Origin of the sequence: Burkholderia sp. BCC0398 (assembly GCF_902833245.1) — a bacterium.
Taxonomy (GTDB): Bacteria; Pseudomonadota; Gammaproteobacteria; order Burkholderiales; family Burkholderiaceae; genus Burkholderia; species Burkholderia sola.
Window position 1 is genome coordinate 237,436 of the sequence record NZ_CADFEM010000007.1, and the last position, 23,711, is coordinate 261,146.

At 70.0% G+C, this 23,711-nt stretch carries 21 protein-coding genes; 11 read left to right on the top strand and 10 right to left on the bottom strand.

Annotated features, from left to right (window positions below):
• Window positions 1-6: 6 nt before the first annotated feature.
• On the top strand, window positions 7-1,308 hold the full coding sequence (locus HWX76_RS17710) for a DUF72 domain-containing protein (RefSeq protein WP_050017029.1): 1,302 nt from the start codon (window positions 7-9) through the stop codon (window positions 1,306-1,308).
• 31 nt (window positions 1,309-1,339) lie between these two features.
• On the opposite strand, the gene msrA is transcribed toward HWX76_RS17710, so the two are convergent.
• Window positions 1,340-1,900, bottom strand: a complete 561-nt coding sequence (msrA, locus tag HWX76_RS17715) for a peptide-methionine (S)-S-oxide reductase MsrA (RefSeq protein ID WP_050017027.1) — start codon at window positions 1,898-1,900, stop codon at window positions 1,340-1,342.
• 591 nt (window positions 1,901-2,491) lie between these two features.
• Between msrA and HWX76_RS17720 the strand changes: the two genes are divergently transcribed.
• The 3 genes from HWX76_RS17720 to HWX76_RS17730 all read left to right on the top strand — a co-directional run bounded on the left by HWX76_RS17720 (window position 2,492) and on the right by HWX76_RS17730 (window position 5,349).
• Entirely contained in the window at window positions 2,492-3,898 is a 1,407-nt protein-coding gene (locus HWX76_RS17720; RefSeq protein WP_176016101.1) for a selenium-binding family protein, read from the top strand.
• The gene (locus tag HWX76_RS17725) at window positions 3,895-4,560 is read left to right on the top strand and encodes a hypothetical protein (protein WP_050017023.1); all 666 of its coding nucleotides are present in this window, start codon (window positions 3,895-3,897) and stop codon (window positions 4,558-4,560) included. The genes HWX76_RS17720 and HWX76_RS17725 overlap by 4 nt, the downstream gene beginning before the upstream one ends.
• A 279-nt stretch (window positions 4,561-4,839) precedes the next feature.
• Entirely contained in the window at window positions 4,840-5,349 is a 510-nt protein-coding gene (locus HWX76_RS17730) for a flavin reductase family protein (protein WP_050017021.1), read from the top strand.
• Here HWX76_RS17730 and HWX76_RS17735 read toward each other — a convergent pair.
• On the bottom strand, window positions 5,336-5,836 hold the full coding sequence (locus tag HWX76_RS17735; protein WP_006477992.1) for an Lrp/AsnC family transcriptional regulator: 501 nt from the start codon (window positions 5,834-5,836) through the stop codon (window positions 5,336-5,338). The genes HWX76_RS17730 and HWX76_RS17735 overlap by 14 nt on opposite strands.
• 129 nt (window positions 5,837-5,965) lie before the next feature.
• On the opposite strand from HWX76_RS17735, the gene kynB reads away from it, so the two are divergent.
• From kynB to kynA, 3 genes are all read left to right on the top strand, one after another.
• Window positions 5,966-6,607 carry an arylformamidase gene (kynB, locus tag HWX76_RS17740; RefSeq protein WP_050017019.1) on the top strand — a complete coding sequence of 214 codons (642 nt, stop codon included), beginning with the start codon at window positions 5,966-5,968 and terminating at the stop codon, window positions 6,605-6,607.
• A 30-nt stretch (window positions 6,608-6,637) separates the two neighbouring features.
• Window positions 6,638-7,888 carry a kynureninase gene (gene kynU, locus HWX76_RS17745; RefSeq protein ID WP_089488931.1) on the top strand — a complete coding sequence of 417 codons (1,251 nt, stop codon included), beginning with the start codon at window positions 6,638-6,640 and terminating at the stop codon, window positions 7,886-7,888.
• 90 nt (window positions 7,889-7,978) lie between these two features.
• Window positions 7,979-8,914, top strand: a complete 936-nt coding sequence (gene kynA, locus HWX76_RS17750) for a tryptophan 2,3-dioxygenase (RefSeq protein WP_050017015.1) — start codon at window positions 7,979-7,981, stop codon at window positions 8,912-8,914.
• A 21-nt stretch (window positions 8,915-8,935) separates the two neighbouring features.
• Here the strand turns inward: kynA and HWX76_RS17755 are convergent, their stop codons facing one another.
• The 4 genes from HWX76_RS17755 to mdlC form a co-directional block, all read right to left on the bottom strand.
• Window positions 8,936-10,342 (bottom strand): MFS transporter, encoded by a 1,407-nt coding sequence (locus tag HWX76_RS17755; protein ID WP_050017013.1) that lies wholly within the window; start codon window positions 10,340-10,342, stop codon window positions 8,936-8,938.
• Window positions 10,343-10,605: 263 nt separating this feature from the next.
• On the bottom strand, window positions 10,606-11,550 hold the full coding sequence (locus HWX76_RS17760) for a 2-dehydropantoate 2-reductase (RefSeq protein WP_124595539.1): 945 nt from the start codon (window positions 11,548-11,550) through the stop codon (window positions 10,606-10,608).
• 14 nt (window positions 11,551-11,564) lie between these two features.
• Window positions 11,565-13,016, bottom strand: a complete 1,452-nt coding sequence (locus HWX76_RS17765; RefSeq protein ID WP_176016102.1) for an aldehyde dehydrogenase family protein — start codon at window positions 13,014-13,016, stop codon at window positions 11,565-11,567.
• Window positions 13,017-13,045: 29 nt separating this feature from the next.
• Window positions 13,046-14,653 (bottom strand): benzoylformate decarboxylase, encoded by a 1,608-nt coding sequence (gene mdlC / locus HWX76_RS17770; protein WP_124631682.1) that lies wholly within the window; start codon window positions 14,651-14,653, stop codon window positions 13,046-13,048.
• A 99-nt stretch (window positions 14,654-14,752) separates the two neighbouring features.
• Between mdlC and HWX76_RS17775 the strand changes: the two genes are divergently transcribed.
• The 4 genes from HWX76_RS17775 (at window position 14,753) to HWX76_RS17790 (ending at window position 19,899) form a co-directional block, all read left to right on the top strand.
• Complete coding sequence (locus tag HWX76_RS17775) at window positions 14,753-15,664, top strand: LysR family transcriptional regulator (RefSeq protein WP_124557313.1); 912 nt, start codon at window positions 14,753-14,755, stop codon at window positions 15,662-15,664.
• Between the two features lie 174 nt (window positions 15,665-15,838).
• A complete protein-coding gene (gene dalD, locus HWX76_RS17780; RefSeq protein ID WP_124595542.1) occupies window positions 15,839-17,233 on the top strand; it encodes a D-arabinitol 4-dehydrogenase in 1,395 nt (464 codons plus the stop codon).
• A gap of 105 nt (window positions 17,234-17,338) precedes the next feature.
• The gene (gene xylB / locus HWX76_RS17785; protein ID WP_124631681.1) at window positions 17,339-18,820 is read left to right on the top strand and encodes a xylulokinase; all 1,482 of its coding nucleotides are present in this window, start codon (window positions 17,339-17,341) and stop codon (window positions 18,818-18,820) included.
• 122 nt (window positions 18,821-18,942) lie between these two features.
• Window positions 18,943-19,899: a sugar-binding transcriptional regulator gene (locus tag HWX76_RS17790; RefSeq protein WP_034174431.1), complete on the top strand. Its 957-nt coding sequence runs from the start codon at window positions 18,943-18,945 to the stop codon at window positions 19,897-19,899.
• A 100-nt stretch (window positions 19,900-19,999) separates the two neighbouring features.
• Here HWX76_RS17790 and ugpC read toward each other — a convergent pair whose 3' ends face one another.
• The 4 genes from ugpC to HWX76_RS17810 form a co-directional block, all read right to left on the bottom strand.
• A complete protein-coding gene (ugpC, locus tag HWX76_RS17795) occupies window positions 20,000-21,109 on the bottom strand; it encodes a sn-glycerol-3-phosphate ABC transporter ATP-binding protein UgpC (protein ID WP_124595544.1) in 1,110 nt (369 codons plus the stop codon).
• Window positions 21,110-21,171: 62 nt separating this feature from the next.
• Window positions 21,172-21,900 carry an HAD family phosphatase gene (locus HWX76_RS17800; RefSeq protein WP_176016103.1) on the bottom strand — a complete coding sequence of 243 codons (729 nt, stop codon included), beginning with the start codon at window positions 21,898-21,900 and terminating at the stop codon, window positions 21,172-21,174.
• Window positions 21,897-22,748, bottom strand: coding sequence for a carbohydrate ABC transporter permease (locus HWX76_RS17805; RefSeq protein ID WP_050016995.1), 852 nt, complete (start codon window positions 22,746-22,748; stop codon window positions 21,897-21,899). The genes HWX76_RS17800 and HWX76_RS17805 overlap by 4 nt, the downstream gene beginning before the upstream one ends.
• Window positions 22,745-23,698 carry a sugar ABC transporter permease gene (locus HWX76_RS17810; RefSeq protein WP_176016104.1) on the bottom strand — a complete coding sequence of 318 codons (954 nt, stop codon included), beginning with the start codon at window positions 23,696-23,698 and terminating at the stop codon, window positions 22,745-22,747. Before HWX76_RS17810 ends, HWX76_RS17805 begins: the two co-directional genes overlap by 4 nt.
• Window positions 23,699-23,711 lie beyond the last annotated feature (13 nt).

Genomic DNA, 23,711 nt, shown 5'->3' on the forward strand with positions numbered 1-23,711 from the left:
GCATGCATGGGTGACGGCAGGACGCGGCGCAACGCGCCGCCGCAACGACAGCCGCGCGACGACGCCAACGAGTCGCACGCCGACGGACAGTTCGATCTGTTCGGCGTGCCGACGGATGCCGCACGCGCGTCGCCGCCGGACGACGATCGCCCCGCCAGCGCCGATGAGCACGTGACGCCGGACGCGCAGGAGGACGCGCGACCGACGCGGCTTGCCCGACAGACCTCCCGCCCCGCCGCCGATGACGACGAGCCTGCCCCGTCGTCCGGCCTGCTGTGGGACGAACCGCCCCCGCCGGCCGCCGAGCCGAAGAAAGGCCGCCGCAAGCGCGGCGTACTGCCCGCGCCGATCTCGGCGGACGTGGCCGACGCCGCGGCAGGCCTCCCGCCGAACGTGCGGCTCGGCACGTCGTCGTGGTATTTCCCCGGCTGGAACGGCATCGTCTACGACGGCGATTTCGCGCAGACGAAGCTGTCGCGCGAAGGGCTCGAAGCGTACGGCGCGCATCCGCTGCTGAAGAGCGTGAGCCTCGACCGGTCGTTCTACGGGCCGCTGTCGGTGGCCGACTACCTGCGCTACGCGCAGCAGGTGCCCGACGATTTCCGCTTCGTCGTGAAGGCGCCGGCCGCGGTGACCGACGCGGTGATCCGCGGCCGGCGCGGCGAGCCGTCCGGGCCGAACCCGACCTTCCTCGATGCCCAGCTCGCGACCCGCGAATTCGTCCAGCCGTGTCTCGACGGGCTCGGCCGGAAAGCCGGCGTGCTCGTGTTCCAGTTCTCGCCACTGCCCGATCAGCTGCTCGCGGAGCCGGCCGCGCTGATCGACCGGCTCGCCGCGTTCTTCGCGGCGCTGCCGCCGCTGCCGCCGGACGCCGACGGCACGCGCTACGCGATCGAGATCCGAGACGCGAGCCTGCTCACGCCGCGCTTCATCCGCGCGCTGGCCGCGCTCGGCGTGCGCTACTGCGTCGGCCTGCACGCGCGGATGCCCGACCCGCTGCGCCAGGCCGCCGCGCTCGCACTGCTCGACGGCGATGCGCCGGGCCCGCTGATCGTGCGCTGGAGCCTGCACGGCGGCTTCAAGTACGAGCAGGCGAAAGCGAAATACGAGCCGTTCGACAAGCTCGTCGACGAAGATCCGGCCACGCGCTCGGCGCTCGCAGAACTCGCCGCGCGCTATGCGCTGGCCGGGCAGCCGGTGATCATCACGATCAACAACAAGGCGGAAGGCTCCGCGCCGCTGTCGTGCATCGCGCTCGCCCGCGAAATCGCCGCCGCGTGCGCGCAGTGGCGCAACGAGGCGGCTTGACGCTGGTTTCGCCGGCTTGCGCCGCCGACGCTCAGGCGCCGCGCAGCGACTTCAGCCGGTGCGAGAACTTCTGCCGGAATTTCGCGAGCTTCGGCCCGATCACGACCGAGCAATAGCCCTGCCCCGGGTTCCGCGCGTAATAGTTCTGGTGATAGTCCTCGGCCGGCCAGTAGTTGCCGTCGAGCGGCACGACCTGTGTGACGATCGGCTGGCCGAACACCTGCTCGCGTTCGAGCTCGCGGATCACGTCGAGCGCCGTGTCGCGCTGCGCATCCGAATGCGTGAACACAACCGACCGGTACTGCGTGCCGACGTCGTTGCCCTGCCGGTTCAGCGTGGTCGGATCGTGCGTCGCGAAGAAGATCTCGAGGATCTCGCGATAGCCGATGCGCGCCGGATCGAACGTCACGTTGACGACTTCCGCGTGGCCGGTGTCGCCTTCGCAGATGTCGCGATAGCCCGGGTTGCGCGTATGGCCGCCCGCGTAACCCGACTGCACGGCCGTCACGCCGTCGACGTCGAGAAACACGGCCTCCGTGCACCAGAAACACCCGCCTCCGAGCGTCGCGGTTTCAAGCATCTCGTTCCCCATGAAATCAGTCCCTCGTGGATGAAGGCAGCCGGCACGCCAGTACCGGCGCCGTCGTTTCGCGTCGCCGCCGCCCGCCCGCGGGGCGGCACGCAGCGGCACTCCGGCAAGTATCTCACTCGCGCGCGAAACTGGCAGATCACCCAGGTGCCGCGCCCGACTCGCCTGCACGATTCTCGTCTACACTTAGGCACGCGCTGGCGCGGCGGCAAACCCGCCGCCACGCGCGCAGCGTTCGATGCATGCCCGACCCTGATGCAAACATCATCTGCCGGAACATCGCTATGCATGCCTTAACAGAATTCACCCGCATCACCCGCCCGGCCGCTGCCGCGTCGCGAGGCGCCGCTTCGGCTGCTTCATCACGTTGCCGCCCGTCCGCCCCGCCGCCGGTGCGGCGATCCGGCCTGTCGCCGTCACCCGCTTTCCCCGCTTTCACGATCTGATGCACGGCGCCGCGCGTGGCACCGACACGTGCGTCCGTGCGTCGATCGCACCCGCCGGCACGATGCACCCCGCGCGGCCATCCCGACCCGCACGCCCGCAACGAACGGCCGTGCGTTCACGATCCCAACCCATCGAGGAGGCATCACCATGAGCATGCGGCCCGACCCGACGTTTCACGCTTCGCCCGAGCTTGCGATGCAGGCGCCGGCGGAAGCGTTTGCCTATACGTTGTTGCTGAGCCCCGATTTTTCCAGACCCGACGCGCTCGCCGTGATCGACGTGAAGCCCGGTTCGCCGACGTACGGCAAGATCGTCCATACGGTGACGATGCCGAATACCGGCGACGAGTTTCACCATTTCGGCTGGAATGCGTGCTCGTCGTCGCTGTCGCCGCTCACCGGCCATGCGTTCCTCGAGCGCCGCTTCCTGATCATCCCCGGCCTGCGCTCGTCGCGCATCTACGTGATCGACACGAAGCCGCATCCGACGCAGGCGCGCATCCACAAGATCATCGAACCCGACGAGATCTTCGCGAAAACCGGCTATTCGCGGCCGCACACCGTGCATTGCGGGCCCGAGGGCATCTACGTGAGCACGCTCGGCGGCGCGGGCAAGGACGGCACCGACGGCGCGCCCGGCATCTTCATCATGGATTGCGAGACCTTCGACGTGCTCGGCCGCTGGGAGATCGACCGCGGCCCGCAGGACAAGCATTACGACTTCTGGTGGAACCTGCCGCGCGACTACATGGTGTCGAGCGAATGGGCGCTGCCGCCGCAATTCGAGAACGGGATCGTCCCCGAGGACCTGCTCGCGAACAAGTACGGGCACCGGCTGCATTTCTGGGACCTGCGCGCGCGGCGCAACGTGCAGACGATCGATCTCGGCGCGCAGCACCAGATGGCGCTCGAGGTGCGGCCCGCGCACGACCCGGTGCGCGAATACGGATTCGTCGGCGTCGTGGTAGACACGACCAATCTCGAAGGCTCGATCTGGACCTGGTGGCGCGAAGACGGCAGGTTCCATGTGAAGAAGACCGCGACGATCCCGGCCGAGCCGGCCACGGCCGACGAGCTGCCGCCGCTGCTGCAAGGATTCGGCGCGGTGCCGCCGCTCGTGACCGACATCGACCTGTCGCTCGACGACCGCTTCCTGTACGTGTCGTGCTGGGGCACCGGCGAGATGCGCCAGTACGACGTGTCGGACCCGCACAACCCGGTGCTCGCCGGGTCGGTGCGCATCGGCGGCATCGCGCGCCGTGCGCCGCACTCGAACGGCCGCGCGTTCGCGGGCGGCCCGCAGATGGTCGAGATCAGCCGCGACGGCCGGCGCGTGTACTGGACCAACTCGCTCTATTCGACGTGGGACGATCAGTTCTATCCGGACGGCGTGCCGGCCGCGCAGGTGCTCGCGCACGCGGGGCCGGACGGCGGGCTGACGCTCGCCGACGACTACTGGGTCGAATTCCCCGACGGCTATCGCGCGCACCAGATCCGGCTCGAAGGCGGCGACTGCTCGACCGACTCGTTCTGCTATCCGTCGGTCAAGCGTTGAGCGCCGGCCTTCCCGCGCCGTTCGCGCTGTGGGCGGCCGTGCTCGCGAGCGGCGTCTATCACGGGCTCAACCCGGCGATGGGCTGGCCGCTCGCGGTGTCGAACGCGCTGATGACGCGCCGCGGTCGCGCCCTCGTCGCGGCGCTCGGCTATCTCGCGGTCGGTCATGCGCTGGCCGTCTTCGCGGTGATGCTGCCGTTCGGGCTGCTCGCGGCGCTGCTCGCGTGGCAGTCGGCGATCCGGATCGGCGCGAGCGCGCTGGTGATCGGCTTCGGCGCGGTGCTGCTGATCCGGCGCCGGCATCCGCGGGCGCTCGCGCGGATTCCGCCGGCGCGGCTCGGCCTGTGGTCGTTCGCGGTCGCGCTCGCGCACGGCGCGGGGCTGATGCTCGTGCCGATCTACCTCGGTCTGTGCGGGCTGGATCGCGATGCCGGCCACCGCGCGGCGGCAACGCTCGTCGATGCGCATCTCGGGATGGCGCTCGTCGTCGCGGCCGTGCATGCGGCCGCGATGATCGCCGCCGGCGGCGGGCTCGCGTGGCTCGTGTACCGCTATCTCGGGCTGAAGTTCGTGTCGCGCAGCTGGTTCAATCTCGATACGGTGTGGGCGTCGAGCCTGATCGTCACGGGGGCGTTGTCGCTCGGGCTGGCGGCGGCGCGATAGCGCGGGTAGCGATCGCTCGCTGGCGCAACGACATGCCGCGCGGCATGGCCGCGGCGTTAAAAACGGGACAGAACCGCGCTGCCGGTCGCGCGCCGCAGTGTTCGCTACGTCACCCTGCCGTCGCGATGCGCCGCCCGACCGGGCCCGGCGGCCCCGATTCCGCTAAAATCGGGCCATGCGCACCCCTTCCCAATCGACCGCCTTGTCGTCTTTCGTCCGCCGCACCCGTCACGCCCGTGTCGTGTCGCGCCCGCCCGTCCCGTTCCGGATGGCTGCCCGATGAGCCAGGCCAATCCGCCGGATTTCGACGCGGCCGCGTTCCGGCAAGCGCTCGGCCAGTTCGCGACGGGCGTGACGGTGATCACGACGCGCGCGCCGTCCGGCCAGCTGATCGGCATCACCGCCAGTTCGTTCAATTCCGTTTCGCTCGATCCGCCGCTCGTGCTGTGGAGCCTCGCGCACAAATCGGCGTCGACGCCCGTGTTCCGCGGCAACAGCCACTACGTGGTGAACGTGCTCGCGGCGTCGCAGCTCGACCTGTGCAAGCGCTTTTCGACCTACAAGGGCGACCGCTTCGAAGGGATCGCGCATGCGGCCGGCAACTCCGGGATGCCCGTGCTCGACGGCGCGCTCGCGTGGTTCGAATGCCACAACCGCAGCCGCTACGACGAAGGCGACCACGTGATCTTCGTCGGCGAAGTGGAACGCTGCGGCGTGCGCGCGGTATCGGACACGGCGCCGCCGCTCGTGTTCCACGGCGGCGGCTTCCACGGCCTCACACCGCTTTGATCGCCCCCGTGCGCGCCAGCCCGACCGGCGCGCCCGCTTCGTCCTTCAGCGTCTGCAGCACGATGTTCGAACGGATGTCCATCACGCCCGGCGCCTTGTACAGGCGGTTCAGCACGAAATCCGAATAGTGCTTGAGGTTGTGCGCGAGCACGCGCAGCAGATAGTGGCTCTCGCCCGTCACGACGAACGCGCCGACCACCTCCGGCCATTCGCGCAGCGCTTCCGCGAAGCGCTCGTGCCATTGATTTTCTTCGTTGCGCATCGACACCTGCACGAACGCCTCGAGCTCGAAGCCGAGCTTCTCGCGGCTCAGGCACGCGCGATAGTGCTCGATCACGCCCTGCTCCTCGAGCAGGCGCATGCGGCGCAGGCAGGCGGATGGCGAAAGCGAGATGCGTTCGGCCAGGTCGAGATTGCTGATTCTGCCCTCCTCCTGCAATACCGCCAGAATCCGGCAGTCGGTGGCATCGAGCGTGATCGCGTGCATTTTTGGTCCCCGTTTTCCCTCTGAGTCGAATTATCTGCCAATCCGGCGGATTGTCCATGTTTATTTCGCAAGCACTTTCTGCGAGCGTCCACCTATCATTCGAAGCATCGATTCACGCTTCGTCATGCCATGGACACACTCTGGGACATTTCGCCGCCAGTCAGCCCCGCCACGCCCGTGTGGCCGGGCGATACGCCGGTTTCCGTCGAACGCGTGTGGCGGATGGAGGCCGGTTCGCCGGTCAACGTCGCGCGGCTGACGCTGTCGCCGCACACGGGCGCGCACTGCGACGCGCCGCTGCACTACGACGCCGACGGCGCGCCGATCGGCGCGGTGCCGCTCGACACCTATCTCGGCCCGTGCCGCGTGATCCATTGCATCGGCGCATCGCCCGTCGTGCGGCCGGCCGATGTGGAAGCCGCGCTCGACGGCGTGCCGCCGCGCGTGCTGTTGCGCACTTATGCGCGCGCCGCGGTCGAGCAGTGGGACAGCAACTTCTGCGCGGTCGCGCCCGACACCGTCGACCTGCTCGCCGCGCACGGCGTGAAGCTGATCGGCATCGATACGCCGTCGCTCGATCCCCAGGAATCGAAGACGATGGATGCGCATCACCGCGTACGCGCGCACCGGATGGCGATCCTCGAAGGGATCGTGCTCGACGACGTGCCGACCGGCGACTACGAACTGATCGCGCTGCCGCTGAAATTCGCGACGCTCGACGCGAGCCCCGTGCGCGCGGTGCTGCGCGCGCTGCCCGCGCAGGCTTCCTGACTACCCGACCTACGACCTCACATCATGATGATCAAGACCCGTGAAGATGCGCTCGCGCTCGACCGCGACGACCCGCTGGCCCCGCTGCGCGACCAGTTCTCGCTGCCCGACGGCGTGATCTACCTCGACGGCAACTCGCTCGGCGCGCAGCCGCGCGCGTCGGCCGCCCGCGCGCAGCAGGTGATCGGCGCCGAATGGGGCGCAGGCCTGATCCGCAGCTGGAACACGGCCGGCTGGTTCGCGCTGCCGCGCCGCCTCGGCGACAAGCTCGCGACGCTGATCGGCGGCGCGCCCGGCGAGACGGTCGTCACCGACACCATCTCGATCAACCTGTTCAAGCTGCTGTCCGCGATGCTGCGCCACCAGGCCGAGCGCGCGCCCGAGCGTCGCGTGATCGTGTCGGAGCGCTCGAACTTCCCGACCGACCTGTATATCGCGCAAGGGTTGATCGAGCAGCTCGGCGGCAACTACGAACTGCGCCTGATCGACGATCCGGCCGACCTGCCCGGCGCGCTCGGCGCGGACACGGCCGTCGCGATGATCACGCACGTGAACTACCGCACCGGCTACATGCACGACATGCCGGCCGTCACGCAACTGGTGCACGATGCGGGCGCGCTGATGTTGTGGGATCTCGCGCACTCGGCCGGCGCGGTGCCGGTCGATCTGAACGGCGCGCGCGCGGACGGCGCGGTCGGCTGCACGTACAAGTACCTGAACGGCGGCCCCGGCTCGCCCGCATTCGTGTGGGTGCCGCAGCGTCACCTCGCGCATTTCTCGCAGCCGCTGTCGGGCTGGTGGGGCCACCGCGCGCCGTTCGCGATGCAGCCGGGCTTCGCGCCCGATCCGGGCATCGCGCGCTTCCTGTGCGGCACGCAGCCGATCGTGTCGATGTCGATGGTCGAATGCGGGCTCGACGTGTTCCTGCAGACCGACATGCAGACGATCCGCCGCAAGTCGCTCGCGCTGACCGACGCGTTCATCGCGCTCGTCGAGGAACGCTGCGCGGGCCTGTCGCTGAAGCTCGTCACGCCGCGCGCGCATCACCAGCGCGGCTCGCAGGCGAGCTTCGAGCATCCGCACGGCTACGAAGTGATGCAGGCGCTGATCGCGCGCGGCGTGATCGGCGACTACCGCGAGCCGTACGTGCTGCGCTTCGGCTTCACGCCGCTCTATACGCGCTTCGCCGACGTATGGGATGCGGTCGAGACGCTGCGCGACATCCTCGCCACCGACGCGTGGAAGGCGCCCGAGTTCGCCGAACGCGGCGCGGTGACCTGAGCGGTATTGCGTGGCGCGCCGCCGCCGCATGCGCAGCGCGCGCCACGCGTTCGTCATTCAAATCTGGAGAAAGTCGTGAATTCTGGTCACATGCAGCCGCCCGGCGGCGACGCGCCGGCAGGCTGCCCGTTCTCGGGCACACGCGCCGCACAACCGGCGCAAGCCGCGCACGAGGCCCCGCACGTGCCGGGCGAGGCCAACGCTCAAGCCGGCTGGCACGACGCGCAGCTCGATTTCTCGAAGTCGATGAGCTATGGCGACTACCTGTCGCTGAATTCGATCCTCGACGCGCAGCATCCGCTGTCGCCCGATCACAACGAGATGCTGTTCATCATCCAGCATCAGACGAGCGAACTGTGGATGAAGCTCGCGCTGTTCGAGCTGCGCGGCGCGCTCGACGCGGTGCGCACCGACGCGCTGCCGCCCGCGTTCAAGATGCTCGCGCGCGTGTCGCGCATCCTCGAGCAACTGGTCCAGGCGTGGAACGTGCTGTCGACGATGACGCCGTCCGAGTATTCGGCAATGCGGCCGTATCTCGGCCAGTCGTCGGGCTTCCAGTCGTACCAGTATCGGCAGCTCGAATTCCTGCTCGGCAACAAGAACGCGCAGATGCTGCAGCCGCATGCGCACCGGGCCGACATCCTCGAACAGGTGCGCGCGACGCTCGAAGCGCCGTCGTTCTACGACGAGGTCGTGCGCCTGCTCGCGCGGCGCGGGTTCCCGATCGCGCCCGAGCGGCTCGAGCGCGACTGGACCCAGCCGATGCGGCACGACGAGACGGTCGAGGCCGCGTGGCTCGAGGTCTACCGTCATCCGCAGCAGCACTGGGAACTGTACGAGATGGCCGAGGAACTCGTCGATCTCGAGGATGCGTTCCGCCAGTGGCGCTTCCGTCACGTGACGACGGTCGAACGCATCATCGGCTTCAAGCAGGGCACCGGCGGCACGAGCGGCGCGCCGTATCTGCGCAAGATGCTCGACGTCGTGCTGTTCCCCGAGCTCTGGCACGTGCGCACCACGCTGTAACGCACGCGATGCGTCCGCACGTCACGACGACGTGCGGGCGAGTTCGTCCCCTTCGCGCGGCTGCGTTTGCGCGCGCGACAGCCGCGGAATGTGCCGCCGCACCGCGAGCAGCGCAACGCACACCGCGCCCATCGCAACGGCCAGCATCGTCAGGTACGCGCCCGCGCCGCCCGCCGTGATCACGAGCGCGCCCGCGAACGCGCTGAGAATCGCGCCGAGCCGGCCGAACGCGAGCGCGCTCGCGGTCCCCGTCGCGCGCACGGCCGTCGGGTAGATGTACGCGCACAGCGCATACATCGTCGACTGCACCGCATTGACGAACAGCCCGTGCAGGCCGAGCCCGACGATCAGCCAGTTCGTGTGGCGGCTCGCGTCGACACCCATCAGCCACACCGCGCTCGCGGCGCCCCCGATGCTGCACAGCGCGAGCGGCCAGCGCGACCCCGCGTGCGCGATCGCCCACGCGCACAACAGCGCGCCGATCACGCCGCCGAGGTTGTACGCGGTGAGTCCCGAGCCCGCAACCGACACGCTCAACCCGCTCGCCGCGAGCATCGTCGGCAGCCAGCTGAATGCCGCATACACGGCGAGCAGACACATGAAGAACGCGCACCACAGCGCGACCGTGTCGCGCGCCTGCCCGCTCGCGAACAGCGCGCCGAAGCCGCCGCGGCCGCCTGGCGCGCGGGCGTCCTTCGCATCGGTGAACACGGTGCCCGGCGCGACCGGCCGCTGCATCCGCGCGAGCAGCGCGCCGAGTTCCGGCCAGCGCGCGGGGCGTCGCGCCAGATAGCGCGGCGATTCGGGCAGCGCGCGCACGAGCACGAAGCCGAGCACGAGCGGCAACGCGCCGCCCGCGAAGAACAGCCCGCGCCAGCCGTAGCGCGGCAGCACCTCGTGCGCGAACAGGCCGGCCAGCATCCCGCCGAGCGGCACGCAGACGATCGTCGCGGTCACCATCATCGTGCGGCGCCGCGCGGGCGTGTATTCGGCGGTCATCGTCGTGGCCGTCGGCAGCGCGCCGCCGATCCCGAGCCCCGCGCAAAAGCGCAGGATCGCGATCGTCGCGACGTCGGGCGCGAACCCGATCGCGCAGGTCGCGATGCCGAACAGGAACACGCTGCCGATCACGGCCTGGCGGCGGCCGAAGCGGTCCGCGACGATCCCCGCGCACGCGCTGCCGATCCCCATCCCGACCAGCCCCGCCGCGACGGCCGGCGCGAACGCGCCGCGCGTGACGCCCCATTCGCGGATCAGCACCGGAATCGCGAAACCGATCAACTGGCCGTCGAAACCGTCGAGCACGATCGCGAGCGCGGCGAGCAGCACCACGCCGCGCTGCATCGGCGTGAACGGCCCGTCGTCGAGCGTCGTGCCGATGTCGACCGAGGGCGGCCGCCGTTCATTCAGTGCGTCGGGCGTGCTCATGCGGCCTCCGATGCACCGCGCGTCGGCGGCAAGAGGCGCGAACGGCGCGCGGCAAGACAACGGTATTCGATGGTTTTCATGGCGTCTCCTGTTGTCCGGGCTGGCGCGCGCACGCGTGCCCGGATCTCATGCTGTGCAGCAGTCGACCGGCGCTCATCGATCGGCACCGGTGTCTCGTCCCATCCTTCAAGATCCAGCGCCGTTGCTTCGCGCGCACGGCATCCGTATCGTCATGCGGCGCCAGCCGGCCGCCGGCCTGTTGCTCAGTTCGTCCGCGCGTCGATCAACCGGACCAGCGCGAGCAGCGTCTCCGCATGCGGCACCGCGACGCCGGTTTCGCGTGCGGCCGCGACGACCTTGCCGCTGATCGCATCGATTTCGGTGCGGCGCCCCGCGAGCACGTCCTGCAGCATCGACGGGCGATGGCCGAGATGGTCGCGGATCGCATGCTCGACGTTGCGCGCGATGCGCTCGCCATCGACCGCGATGCCCTTCGCGCGCGCGACGGCGGCCGTCTCCGCCGCGATCGCGAGCGCGAGCCGCGGCCCGTCGTGATGATGGCCGAGCTGGTCGACGGTGCAGCCCGTCGCCGCGCACAGCGTGTTGAGCGCCGCGTTGAACGCGACCTTCTCCCAGATCGCGGCCCACACGTCGGCGTCGAGCGTGCACGCGAGCCCCGCGCGCGACAGCGCGTCGGCCACCGCCGCCGCGAACGGGCGCGCCGCGCCGTCGGCCGTCATCATGCGGATCGTGCCGGCGCCGTGCGAGCGCACGTGCGCGGGCCCGGCCGCATCGGCCGGCCACGTCGTCACGCCGACCAGGATGCGCTCCAGCGGCACGAACGCATTCAGCGTCTCGACGTTGCCGAGCCCGTTCTGCAGCGTCAGCACGAACGTGTCCGACGTCAGCAGCGCGCGCACGCCATCGAGCGCCGCGCGCGTGTGCAGCGATTTCGTGAAGACGATCAGCAGGTCGAACGGTGTGTCGGGCGCGCCGGCCGCGGCCGCATTCGCGGCTTCCGGTCGCACGGCCTGCAGCGTGCGAATGCGCCGTTCGCCGCGATCGTCGTCGATGCGCAGCCCGTCGCGGCGGATTGCATCGAGATGCGCATCGTTCACGTCGATCAGCGTGACGGCTTCGCCGCTTTCGGCGAGCCGCCCGCCGAACAGCGAGCCCATCGCGCCCGCTCCCAGAATCGCGATTCTCATCGTCGGCCGCCTCGTCAGAATGGGTAGTGGCGCGGGGCCGTCTGCACGGTGATCCAGCGCAGGTCGGTGAACGCGGCGATGCCGGCGTTGCCGCCGAAGTGGCCGAAGCCGCTGTCCTTCACGCCGCCGAACGGCATCTGCGCCTCGTCGTGCACGGTCGGGCCGTTCACGTGACAGAGGCCCGATTCGATGCGCGCCGCGACGCGCAGCGCCCGCGCGACGTCGCGGCTGAACACGGCCGACGCCAGCCCGAACGCGTTGTCGTTCGCGCAGCGGATCGCGGCCTCCTCGCCGTCGACGCGCACGATGCCCTTCACCGGGCCGAACGATTCTTCCGCATAGACGCGCATCGCCGGCGTCACGTGGTCGAGCAGCGTCGCCGGAAACAGCGTGCTGTCCGCCTTGCCGCCGCACCGCAGCGTCGCGCCGTGCGCGAGCGCATCGTCGATCAGCGCGTTGCAGCGCTCGACGGCCTTGGTGTCAATCAGCGAACCAAGGACGACCGGCCCGTGGCGCGGGTCGCCGAGCGGCAGCGACGCGGCCTTGGCGGCGAGCTTCGCGACGAACGCATCGGCGATCGACGCGTCGACGACGATGCGCTCGGTCGACATGCAGATCTGCCCGGAATTCGCGAACGCGCCGAATGCGGCCGCGGCGACCGCCGCGTCGAGGTCGGCATCGTCGAGCACGACGAACGGCGCCTTGCCGCCGAGCTCCAGCACCGCCGGCTTCAGATGGCGCGCGCACGCTTCGGCGACGATCCGCCCGACCCGCGTCGAGCCGGTGAAATTCACGCGGCGCACGGCCGGGTGCGCGATCAGCGCGTCGACGACGGCGCCCGCATCGTCGGGCGCGTTCGTCACGAAGTTGACGACGCCCGGCGGCAGCCCGGCCTCCTGCAGCGCCTCGACGACCAGCCCGTGCGTGACGGGGCACAGCTCCGAGCCTTTCAGCACGATCGTGTTGCCGCAGGCGAGCGGCAGCGCGAGCGCGCGCGCCGCGAGAATCACCGGCGCATTCCACGGCGCGATGCCGAGCACGACGCCGGCCGGCTGCCGCACGCCCATCGCAAGCGAGCCCGGCACGTCGGACGGGATCAGCTCGCCGCCGACCTGCGTGGTCAGCGACGCGGCCTCGACGAGCCCGCTCGCCGCGAGCTGCACGTTGAAGCCGGCCCACAGCGCGGATGCGCCCGTTTCAGCCGCCATCGCGGCGACGAACTGCTCTTGCTTCGCTTCGAGCGCGGCGGCCGCCTTCAGCAGCAAGGCACGCCGCGCGCCGGGGCCGCGCGAGGCCCAGCCGGGAAACGCACGGGCAGCCGCATCGGCCGCCGCGCGCGCATCGTCGACGGTGCCCGCGGGCGCGGCCGACGCGATGTCGCCGTCGAGCGGGTTGCGGCGAACGAAGGTCGCGCCGCTGGACGAGTGGCGGCGTTCCCCGCCGATCAGCATCGCTACGGTTTGCATGGAATCTCCGGAAAGACGCGCGCGGCGCGTCAGGCAATCTCGACTTCGACGACGACCGGCGTCGCCGCACGCAACGCGTCGGTCAGCGTGTCGCGCAGGCGCGCCGCATCGGCCACGCGCACGCCGCGGCAGCCCATCCCTCGCGCGAGCGCGACGAAATCCAGGTCGGGCAGATCGGTGCCCTGCACCGGGTCGCTCGGGCCGAAGCCGAACACGGGCGCAAAATCCTGCAGCGCCGCGTAACGCCGGTTGTTCAGGATCACGAACGTGATCGGCAGCTTCAGTTGCGCGGCGCTCCACAGCGCCTGGATCGAATACAGGCTCGAGCCGTCGCCGATCAGCCCGATCACGCGCCGGCCCGGCCGCGCGAGCGCGACGCCGACGGCGGCCGGCATCCCGTAGCCGAGCCCGCCGCTGTCCATCGTGTAGAACGTGCCGCTGAGCGTGAACGGCAGATGCTCCTGCATCACCGGCCGCGCGCTCGGCGCCTCCTCGACGACGATGTCCTGCGCGTCGCGCACGTCGGCGAGCGTCTGCAGCGCGAACGCGACCGACATCCGCTCGCCGGCGGCGGGCGCATCGACGCGCACCCGCGGCGCGCGCGCCTCGGGCATCGGCCGCTCGGGCGGCGCGGGCCGCGCCAGCAGATCGCGCGCGGCGAGCCGCAAATTGCCGACGACCGCATCGCCCGACGGCGTCCACGCGGCGACGCCCGGATCGTCGACGAGCTGCACGAGCGTCGCGCCCGGCGGCACGTGCGGGCCGAAGCCCTCGATGTGATAGGTGAACGCGGGCGCGCCGAACGCGAACACGAGATCGTGCCCGTCGAGCCGCGCGACGATCTTCTCGCGGATCGCGCTCAGGAAGCCGGCGAACAGCGGATGGTCCTCCGGAAAGCTGCAGCGCCCGGACATCGGCGCGACGTACACGCGCGCACGGTGCCGCTCGGCGAGCCGCACGACGTCGTCCCACGCGCCCGCGCGATCGACGGCCGCGCCGACCACGAACGCGGGGCGCCGCGCGGCGTCGAGCGCGTCGCCGAGCCGGGCGAGCGCGTCCGGATCGGGCCGGACGACGCTGCTGACGTCACGGCGCGGCAGCCACTCGGCCGGCTGGTCCCAGTCGTCGACCGGGATCGACACGAACACGGGGCCGCGCGGCTCCTGCATCGCGATCCGGTACGCACGCGCGATCGCGGCCGGCACGTCCTGCGCGCGCGCCGGCTCGATGCTCCATTTCACGTACGGCTTCGGCAGCTCGGCGGCCTGCGTCGCGCCAAGGAACGGATCGAACGGCAGAATCGCGCGCGCCTGCTGGCCCGCGGTGACGATCAGCGGCGTGCGGTTCTTGAACGCTGTGAACAGATTGCCCATCGCGTTGCCGACGCCCGCCGCCGAATGCAGGTTGACGACCGCCGCGTTGCCAGTGGCCTGTGCATGGCCGTCGGCCATCCCGACCACGACGGCTTCGTGCAGGCCGAGCACGTAGCGGAAATCGTCGGGGAAGTCGCGGAACATCGGCAGCTCGGTCGAGCCGGGATTGCCGAACACGCGGTCGATGCCGAACTGGCGGAGCAAATCGATCACGGCGTCGCGGACGGTGATCGATGCGGCGGAATGGGACGGGGTGCCGGACATGCTCGGGCGTCTCCTCGATGGCTTGGCGGTTTCCACAGTATCGAAGCGCAAGCCATTCACGGATACTGTATTTTCTGCGAAAAGCCATTACGTCCCCGCATGACTTTCGATCTCCGACAATTGCGCGCGTTTACGACGATCGTCGCGTGCGGCAGCCTCGGCCGTGCGGCCGACGCGCTGCATGTCACGCAGCCGGCGCTGAGCCGGATCCTGAAGCGGCTCGAGGAGCAGGTCGGCGCGCCGCTGTTCGAACGCCATTCGAAGGGCGTGCAACTCACCGCGTTCGGCGAAGCGTTGCTGCCGCACGCGACGCTGCTGCAGCACGAAGCCGAGCATGCGCGCGAGGAACTGGACGCGATGCGCGGGTTCGCGAAGGGCAGGATCAAGGTCGGCACGGTGGGCAGCATCGCGAGCCTGGTGCTGCCGGTCGCGGTCGGCCGCGTGCTCGACCGCTGGCCGAACCTGCGTGTCGAAATCATCGAGGGCGTGTGGGACCGGCTCGCGGAAGGGCTGATCAAGCACGAGATCGACCTCGCGCTGTCCGCGCACGGGCCCGATACCGACGAGATCGTCGCGATTCCCGAATGCCGCTGGGAAGATCGCAGCCATATCGTTGCGGCGCCGCACCATCCGCTGCGCGCGCTCGGCCGCGCACCGACGCTCGCCGATACGCTGCACGCGCGCTGGGCGATTCCGCCGCGCGGCACCGCGCCGTTCGACCACATGCGCGCGACCTTCGACGCGCACGGGCTGCCGTTGCCCGACATCGCGGTCGAGACGCGCTCGGTCATCACGCTGAAAAGCCTGGTCGCGCATGCGGGCTTCCTCAGCTGGATGGCCGAGCCGATGGTCGGCGCCGAACGGCGCGCCGGCACGATCGACACGCTGCCGGTACGCGAAGTCGTCGCGGTGCGCACGCTCACCGCGTTCCGGCGCCGCCACGGGATCCTGCCGGGGCCGGCCGGCAAGCTGCTCGACGAACTCGTCGCCCTCACGCGCGAAGGGCGCTGACGCCTTTTTCCTCCGGCGCCGCCCCACTCGCCCTGCCCCGTACGCCACCGCAGCGCACCATCGAAATGCCGTGTCCGCGCCTTGACTTTCGCTCGCCCGAATACGATCATTCGCTCACACAAAGAGCAAATGATCGTATTCGACAGGATAGACAGCCAGGAACAGGAGACACGGATGAGCGAATCGCCCTCCGCCCACGCGCCCGTGCTGCTGCACATCGGCGCGGGCTCGTTTCACCGCGCGCACCAGGCGTGGTATCTGCATCGCGTGAACGCGGCCGTGCCGGCCGACGAACGCTGGTCGCTGACCATCGGCAACATTCGTGACGACATGCACGCGACGATGGACGCACTGGCCGCCCAGCACGGCGCGTACACGCTCGAAACCGTCACGCCGCAAGGCGAGCGCGCGTACGAGACGATCCGTGCGATCACGCGCGTGCTGCCGTGGTCGATCGACCTCGCCGCGCTGATCGACGCGGGCGCCGATCCAGCCTGTCGGATCGTGTCGTTCACCGTCACCGAAGGCGGTTACTACCTCGACGAACACAACCGGCTCGACGTCGCGAACGCCGATCTCGCCGCCGACCTGCAGGGCGCGCGCACGACGCTGTACGGCGCGCTCGCGGCGCTGCTCGCCGAACGTGTGAAGCGCGGCGCGGGCCCGCTCACGCTGCAAAGCTGCGACAACCTGCGCAACAACGGCGCACGCTTTCGCGCGGGGATGCGCGAATTCCTCGAACGGCGCGGCGAGGGCGGCCTGCTCGCGTGGTTCGATGCGCACGTCGCGACGCCGAGCGCGATGGTCGACCGCATCACGCCGCGCCCGACCGCCGACGTGCGCGAGCGCGTGCGGGCGGCCACCGGCATCGACGACGCGTGCCCGGTGATGGGCGAATCGTTCATCCAGTGGGTGATCGAGGATCGCTTCGCGGCCGGCCGGCCGCGCTGGGAACTGGCCGGCGCGGAACTCGTCGACGACGTGCATCCGTACGAGGAAGCGAAGATCCGCATCCTCAACGCGACGCACAGCTGCATCGCATGGGCCGGCACGCTCGCGGGCTACACCTACATCCATGAAGGCACGCACGACGCGGCGATCCGCCGCTTCGCGCACGACTACGTGACGCAGGACGTGATCCCGTGCCTCACGCCGAGCCCGCTCGATCTCGCGCGCTATCGCGACGTCGTGCTGGAGCGCTTCGGCAACCCGTACGTGCTCGACACGAACCAGCGCGTCGCGGCCGACGGCTTCTCGAAGATTCCCGGCTTCATCGCGCCGACGCTCGTCGAATCGTTCGCGCGCGGCGCCGCGCCGGTCGCCACCGCCGTGCTGCCCGCGCTGTTCCTGCGCTTTCTCGAACGCTGGGCGCGCGGCACGCTGCCCTATGCGTACCAGGACGGCGTGATGGACGACAGCAGCGCACGCGCGATCGTCGAAGCCGACGACCCCGTCGTCGCGCTGTGCGCCAACCGCGCGCTGTGGGGCTCGCTCGCCGGCAACGCGGCGCTGTTCGATGCGTTGCGCGCCGGGCTCGCGCGCGTCGACGCCTGGCTCGCCGCGCGTTGACGACGCGCGCGCCGGCGCCCGGCCGCGCAGCCGGGCGAACCCGCTTGGCACAGGCCGTGCGGCACGGCTAAAGTAGCGGCTCCTCACCGACCGAACGGATCGCTCATGTATCTCGGCATCGACCTCGGCACCTCGGAAGTGAAGGTGCTGCTGCTGGCCCCGGACGGCACGGTGGTCGGCACCGCGGGCTCGCCGTTCACCGTGTCGCGCCCGCACCCGCGCTGGGCGGAACAGCATCCGGACGACTGGTGGCAAGGCACGCTCGCCGCGCTCGCGGCGCTGCGTGAACGGCATCCCCACGCTTTCGCGCAGGTGCGCGGCATCGGCCTGTCGGGCCAGATGCACGGCGCGGTGCTGCTCGGCCGCGACGACCGCGTGCTGCGCCCCGCGATCCTGTGGAACGACATGCGCAGCGCCGACGAATGCGCGCTGCTCACCGAACGTGCGCCCGACCTCCACGCGCTGGCCGGCAACCTCGCGATGCCCGGCTTCACCGCGCCGAAGCTGCTGTGGGTCGCGACGCACGAACCCGACGTGTTCGCGGCCACCGCGTGCGTGCTGATGCCGAAGGATTACCTGCGGTTCCGGCTGACCGGCGCGAAAGTGTCCGATCCGTCCGACGCGGCCGGCACGCTGTGGCTCGACGTCGCGCGCCGCGACTGGTCCGATGCGCTGCTCGCCGCGTGCGGGATGACGCGCGAGCAGATGCCGCGCATCGTCGAAGGCAACGCGCCGTCCGGCACGCTGCGCGCGGACGTCGCACGCGAGCTCGGGCTGTCGGAGGCCGTGCTGGTCGCGGGCGGCGGCGGCGACAACGCGACGAGCGCGCTCGGCATCGGCGCGATCCACGCGGGCGACGGCTTCGTGTCGCTCGGCACGTCGGGCGTGCTGAGCGTGGTCGGCGATCGCTTCATGCCGAATCCCGCGTCGGCCGTGCATGCGTTCTGCCATGCGATTCCCGATCGCTGGCAACTGATGAGCGTCGTGCTGTCGGCCGCGAGTTGCCTGCGCTGGGTCTGCAAGCTGACCGGCACCGACGAGCCCGCGCTGCTCGCCGAAGTCGAGGCGCTCGATCCCGACGCGCTCGCGGCGGCGCCGCTGTTCCTGCCCTACCTGTCCGGCGAACGCACGCCGCACAACGATCCATACGCGCAGGGCGTGTTCTTCGGGATGACGCATGCGACCGAGCGCGCGCACTTGGGCTACGCGGTGCTCGAAGGCGTGACGCTCGGCCTCGCCGACGGCCTCGACGCGCTGCACGCGGCCGGCGTCGAAACCGACCAGCTGTCGCTGATCGGCGGCGGTGCGCGCAGCGCGTTCTGGGCGCAACTGATCGCGGACGCGCTGAACGTGCGCACGCAGCAGATCGGCGGCGGCGAAACGGGCGCGGCGCTTGGCGCGGCGCGGCTCGGCTGGCTGGCCGTCGGCGGCGACGCGCATACGGTGCTGACCAAGCCGCCGGTACGCGCCGAATACGCACCGGATGCGGCTCGCCATGCGCGGCTGCGCGAACGCCTCGATGCGTTCCGCACGCTGTACCGTCACGTGCGGCCGCTGTACGAGCCGTCGCGCGCGCGGCTCGCGTAAGCGTGCTCCGTCGCACGGCCGGCCGCAGGCCAGCCGTGCGACATGCGTTACAGTGGATGCCGTCATGCGGCCCGCCGGCCGGCCCGCGGGGCGGCCCCCCCGATCCGAACCGAATCGCTATCGTGTCCAAGTCCTCAGAAAAACTCGATCTCGCCACGCGCGCCGCGTGGCTCTATTACGTCGCGGGCGACACGCAGAACGAAATCGCCGAAAAGCTGCAGGTGTCGCGCCCCGTCGCGCAGCGCCTCGTCGCGTTCGCGGTCGAGAAGAACCTGATCCGCGTGCGCGTCGACCATCGGCTCGCCGACTGTCTCGACCTCGGCGCGCAGCTGTCGAAACGCTACGGCCTCGCGATGTGCGAAGTCGTGCCCGTCGACGCCGATGCGCCCGACGCGATCGACCGCAAGCTCGCGGTCGCCGGCGCGCAGGTGATGGAGCGCTACCTGAACGAGACGCGACCGATGGTGATCGCGGTCAGCAGCGGCCGGACGCTGAAGGCCGCGGTCGCGCAGATCGCGCAGATCGACCGCCCGCAGCACCGGCTCGTGTCGATGGTCGGCGCGATCGCGGCCGACGGTTCGTCGAACCGCTACGACGTCGCGCAGTACATCTCCGAGAAAACCGGCAGCAAGCATTTCCTGCTGCCCGCGCCGCTGTTCGCCGACAGCGACGCCGAACGCGCGCAGTGGTGCAACCACCGGCTGTACCGGATCGTCGAGGCGCTGTCCGGCGAGGCCGACGTCGCGTTCGTCGGGATCGGCAACATCGGCCCGCACTGCCCGCTCTACGAAGACGGCTTCATCACCGAACAGGAGCGCGACGAGATGACCGCGCTCGGCGCGGTGGCCGAGCTGCTCGGCGTGCCGATCGACGCGCAGGGCACGCAGATCACCGTGTCGACGAGCGCGCGCGTGACCAGCGTCGCGCTCGCCACGCCGCCGAAGCTGCCGACGATCGCGTTCGCCGGCGGCCCGAAGAAACACGACGCGGTGATTGCCGCGCTGCGCGGCGGCTGGCTGTCGGGGCTCGTCACCGACGAAGCGTGCGCGCGCGCCGCGCTCGCGGCGAAGGCGGCCTGACGCGGCCATGGATCCTGCGCGGCGCTCGGCCGTACCGGCATTGCTTCGCGCTACCGCGGAGGACGCACGATCGACGCGCAAACCGCCGAACACCGACGCGTCACGCCGCCTTCGCGTGCACGCTCAGCCGCCGGAACGCCTGCCCGTTTTCGTCGAACAGGTGACAGTGCTCCGCCTGCGCATGCACGCGCAGTGGGTCGCCGGTGCGGTACGTGTCGAGCGGCGGAATCCGCGCGATCAGCCCGTCCGGCGCGACGGCCGATTCCGCATACAGATATGCGGCATCACCGAGCGACTCGACCGCCATCGTGCGCGCGGCGACGCCCGCGGCGGCGGCATCGACCAGCAGATGCTCGGGCCGCACGCCCACGGTCACCGCCGCGCCGCGTTGCAGCCCCGCCGCGTCCACCGCGACACGCTGCGTCTCGCCGCTGTCGAAGCGCACGAGCACGCCGCCCGCATCGGCCGATTCGACCGTGCCCTTCAGGAAGTTCATCTTCGGCGAGCCGATGAAGCCCGCGACGAACTGGTTCGCCGGCGCGTGATAAAGCGCGTTCGGCGTGCCGACCTGCTGCACCGCGCCGCCCGACAGCACGACGATCTTGTCGGCGAGCGTCATCGCCTCGACCTGGTCGTGCGTCACGTAGATCATCGTCGTCTTCAGCTCGTCGTGCAGTCGCGCGAATTCCAGCCGCATCTTCACGCGCAGCGCGGCGTCGAGGTTCGACAGCGGCTCGTCGAACAGGAACACCTTCGGCTTGCGCGTGATCGCGCGACCGATCGCGACGCGCTGCCGCTGGCCGCCCGACAGCTGCTTCGGCTTGCGGTCGAGCAGATGATCGATGTGCAGAATTTTCGCGGCCTGCTTCACCGCCTGGTCGATCTCGGGCTTCTTCGCGCCGGCGAGCTTCAAGCCGAACGCCATGTTGTCGTACAGCGTCATGTGCGGGTACAGCGCATACGACTGGAACACCATCGCGATGCCGCGCTTCGCGCTCGGCACGTCGTTGACCTTCGCGCCGTCGATCAGCAGGTCGCCGTTCGAAATGTCTTCGAGGCCGGCAATCATCCGCATCAGCGTGGATTTGCCGCAGCCGCTCGGGCCGACGAACACGACGAATTCGCCGTCGGCGATGTCGAGGTTCACGTTGCGCAGCACTTCGGTGTCGTCGTAGCGCTTCGCGATGTTGCGCAGGAGCACGCTTGCCATGATCTGTCTCCGTTCGTTCGTGATGCGCCGCGTTGAAAGCGGCGCGCCTTCGTTCCTGATTGCTAGTTCGGCAGCACCTCGCCCGTCGCCTGCCAGCGCGCGACGTAGCCGGGCAGCTCGTGCATGTCGTCGAATACGTGACGCGCGCCGATGCCGCGCAGCGCGTCGATCTGGGCCGCCGATGCGTGCCCGCCGCCGATGAAGCCGAGCACGGTCATGCCGGCCGCGGCCGCGGCGGTGATGCCGGTCACGCTGTCCTCGACGACGAGGCATTGCGCGGGCACCGCGCCGAGCGTGCGTGCGGCTGCCAGATACACGTCCGGCGCCGGCTTCGGCCGCGCGACCGCATCCGCGCAGAACAGCCGGTCGCCGAAGAAGCGCGCGAGGCCGGTGCGCTCGAGCGCCGCTTCGACGTACGTACGGTAGCTGTTGCTCGCGCAGGCCGTTGTCAGGTCGATCGCGGCCAGCGCCGCGTCGATGCCTTCGACCATCGGCGCATTCACGGCCGCCGCCTCGACCGCGCAGCGGATCGCGTCGACGTCGCCGGCCGATAGCGTGCGGCCCACGGCGTCGCTCGCGCCGGCCAGCACGCGCTCGATGCGCAGCCCGAGCAGCGGCATCACGGCCGGCCGTGCGTCGACCCCTGGCCAGCGTGCATCGAGTTCGCGCACGATCACGTCGGCGGCCACGGCCTCGCTGTCGATCAGCACGCCGTCGCAATCGCAGATCAGCACGTTCACGCCGTGACCGGTCGTACGTTTGCCAGCGGCACCTTTGCTTGCATCGCTCATTTAACCGCCCCGAACGTGAGCCCGCGCACGAGCTGCTTCTGCGACAGCCAGCCGACGATCAGGATCGGCGCGACCGCGAGCAGCGACGCCGCGGACAGCTTCGCCCAGAACAAGCCTTCGGGGCTCGAGTACGACGCGATGAATACGGTCAGCGGCGCGGCGTTCGAGCTCGACAGGTTGATGCTCCAGAACGCCTCGTTCCACGACAGGATCACGAGCAGCAGCGCGGTGGACGCGAGCCCCGGCAGCGCCATCGGCATCAGCAGGTAGACGATCTCCTGCCACGTCGATGCGCCATCGATCCGCCCGGCCTCCAGGATGTCCTTCGGGATTTCGTTGAAGTACGTGAAGGTCATCCACACCGCGATCGGCAGGTTGATCAGCGTGTAGACGATCACGAGCCCCGACACCGTATCGAGCAGCCCCGCGTTCTTCCACAGCAGGTAGATCGGCACGAGCACGCCGACCGACGGCATCATCTTCGTCGACAGCATCCACAGCAGCACCTTCTGCGTGCGGTGGTTCGGGAAGAACGCCATCGCGTACGCGGCCGGCACCGCGAACAGCAGCGAGATCACGGTGACGCCGGCCGAGATCAGGATCGAATTCCACGCGAACCCGAAGTAGTTGCTGCGCGCGAACACCTCGCGAAAGCTGTCGAGCGTCGGGATGAAGAACAGCGACGACGCGTACGCCTGCTGCTCGGTCTTGAACGCGGTGATCGCCATCCAGAAGATCGGGAAGAACAGCAACAGCGCGATCAGCCACGCGAGCGTGCCGGGCAGCGCACGCCGCACGAGGTCGAACACGGCCGGCGTGCGCCGGCCCGCCAAGGTCAGGTCGCTCATTTTTCGTACTCCCCTTTCAGGTTGCGCGCGAGCATCCGCACCAGGAAGAACGACACGACGTTCGCGACCACGACGGCGATGATGCCGCCCGCGGACGCGAGGCCGACGTCGAACTGCTGCAGGCCGAGCGCATAGATCAGGTACGACAGGTTGGTCGTCGCGTCGCCGGGGCCGCCGCCGGTCGTCGTGTAGATTTCCGCGAAGATCGACAGCAGGAAGATCGTCTCCATCATCACGACCACGGCGATCGCGCGCTTCAGGTGCGGCAGCGTGATGTAGAAGAACATCGCGATCGGGCCGGCGCCGTCGATGCGCGCGGCTTCCTTCTGCTCCTGGTCGAGCGACTGGATCGCGGTGAACAGGATCAGGAACGCGAACGGCAGCCACTGCCATGCAACGATGATGATCACCGCGGTCAACGGGTAGTCGGCGAACCAGTCGATCGGCGTCAGCCCGAGCGCGCGCATCGCGTTCGCGACGAGCCCGTACACCGGATGCAGGATCATGTTCTTCCAGATCAGCGCGGAAACCGTCGGCATCACGAAGAACGGCGCGATCGCGAGCAGGCGCGCGGCGCCCTGCCCGTAGAACTTGCGGTCGAACAGCACGGCCATCAGCACGCCGCCGATCACGGTGATCGCGAGCACCGCACCGATCAGCACGAGCGTGTGCCAGATCGCCGGCAGGAACGACGGATCGGTCGCGAGGAAGCGGTAGTTGTCGAACCCGGCGAAGCCCTTCACGTCCGGGTTCAGCAGGTTGTAGCGCGAGAACGAATACCAGATCGTCATCGCGAGCGGAATCGACATCCACAGCAGCAGCACCGCGACGGACGGCGAGACGAGCCAGCTCGCGCCGCCGCGCGCGCGGCGCGGCGCGCCGGGCGGCGACGACGCGTCGCCGACCGACGGCGCGTGAGCATGGCTCAGGGGAAGACGCAGGTGACGCATGACGGAGTCCCTC

What these genes read in the sequence shown, in the direction of transcription:
- ugpC (WP_124595544.1), bottom strand. Translation starts at nt 21,109, where the DNA reads ATGGCAAGCGTGCTCCTGCGCAACATCGCGAAGCGCTACGACGACACC.
- kynB (WP_050017019.1), top strand. Translation starts at nt 5,966, where the DNA reads ATGGACACACTCTGGGACATTTCGCCGCCAGTCAGCCCCGCCACGCCC.
- HWX76_RS17765 (WP_176016102.1), bottom strand. Translation starts at nt 13,016, where the DNA reads ATGCAAACCGTAGCGATGCTGATCGGCGGGGAACGCCGCCACTCGTCC.
- HWX76_RS17800 (WP_176016103.1), bottom strand. Translation starts at nt 21,900, where the DNA reads ATGAGCGATGCAAGCAAAGGTGCCGCTGGCAAACGTACGACCGGTCAC.
- HWX76_RS17735 (WP_006477992.1), bottom strand. Translation starts at nt 5,836, where the DNA reads ATGCACGCGATCACGCTCGATGCCACCGACTGCCGGATTCTGGCGGTA.
- HWX76_RS17810 (WP_176016104.1), bottom strand. Translation starts at nt 23,698, where the DNA reads ATGCGTCACCTGCGTCTTCCCCTGAGCCATGCTCACGCGCCGTCGGTC.
- msrA (WP_050017027.1), bottom strand. Translation starts at nt 1,900, where the DNA reads ATGGGGAACGAGATGCTTGAAACCGCGACGCTCGGAGGCGGGTGTTTC.
- HWX76_RS17720 (WP_176016101.1), top strand. Translation starts at nt 2,492, where the DNA reads ATGAGCATGCGGCCCGACCCGACGTTTCACGCTTCGCCCGAGCTTGCG.
- HWX76_RS17775 (WP_124557313.1), top strand. Translation starts at nt 14,753, where the DNA reads ATGACTTTCGATCTCCGACAATTGCGCGCGTTTACGACGATCGTCGCG.
- HWX76_RS17805 (WP_050016995.1), bottom strand. Translation starts at nt 22,748, where the DNA reads ATGAGCGACCTGACCTTGGCGGGCCGGCGCACGCCGGCCGTGTTCGAC.
- HWX76_RS17710 (WP_050017029.1), top strand. Translation starts at nt 7, where the DNA reads ATGGGTGACGGCAGGACGCGGCGCAACGCGCCGCCGCAACGACAGCCG.
- xylB (WP_124631681.1), top strand. Translation starts at nt 17,339, where the DNA reads ATGTATCTCGGCATCGACCTCGGCACCTCGGAAGTGAAGGTGCTGCTG.
- HWX76_RS17760 (WP_124595539.1), bottom strand. Translation starts at nt 11,550, where the DNA reads ATGAGAATCGCGATTCTGGGAGCGGGCGCGATGGGCTCGCTGTTCGGC.
- mdlC (WP_124631682.1), bottom strand. Translation starts at nt 14,653, where the DNA reads ATGTCCGGCACCCCGTCCCATTCCGCCGCATCGATCACCGTCCGCGAC.
- kynA (WP_050017015.1), top strand. Translation starts at nt 7,979, where the DNA reads ATGCAGCCGCCCGGCGGCGACGCGCCGGCAGGCTGCCCGTTCTCGGGC.
- HWX76_RS17730 (WP_050017021.1), top strand. Translation starts at nt 4,840, where the DNA reads ATGAGCCAGGCCAATCCGCCGGATTTCGACGCGGCCGCGTTCCGGCAA.
- HWX76_RS17755 (WP_050017013.1), bottom strand. Translation starts at nt 10,342, where the DNA reads ATGAGCACGCCCGACGCACTGAATGAACGGCGGCCGCCCTCGGTCGAC.
- dalD (WP_124595542.1), top strand. Translation starts at nt 15,839, where the DNA reads ATGAGCGAATCGCCCTCCGCCCACGCGCCCGTGCTGCTGCACATCGGC.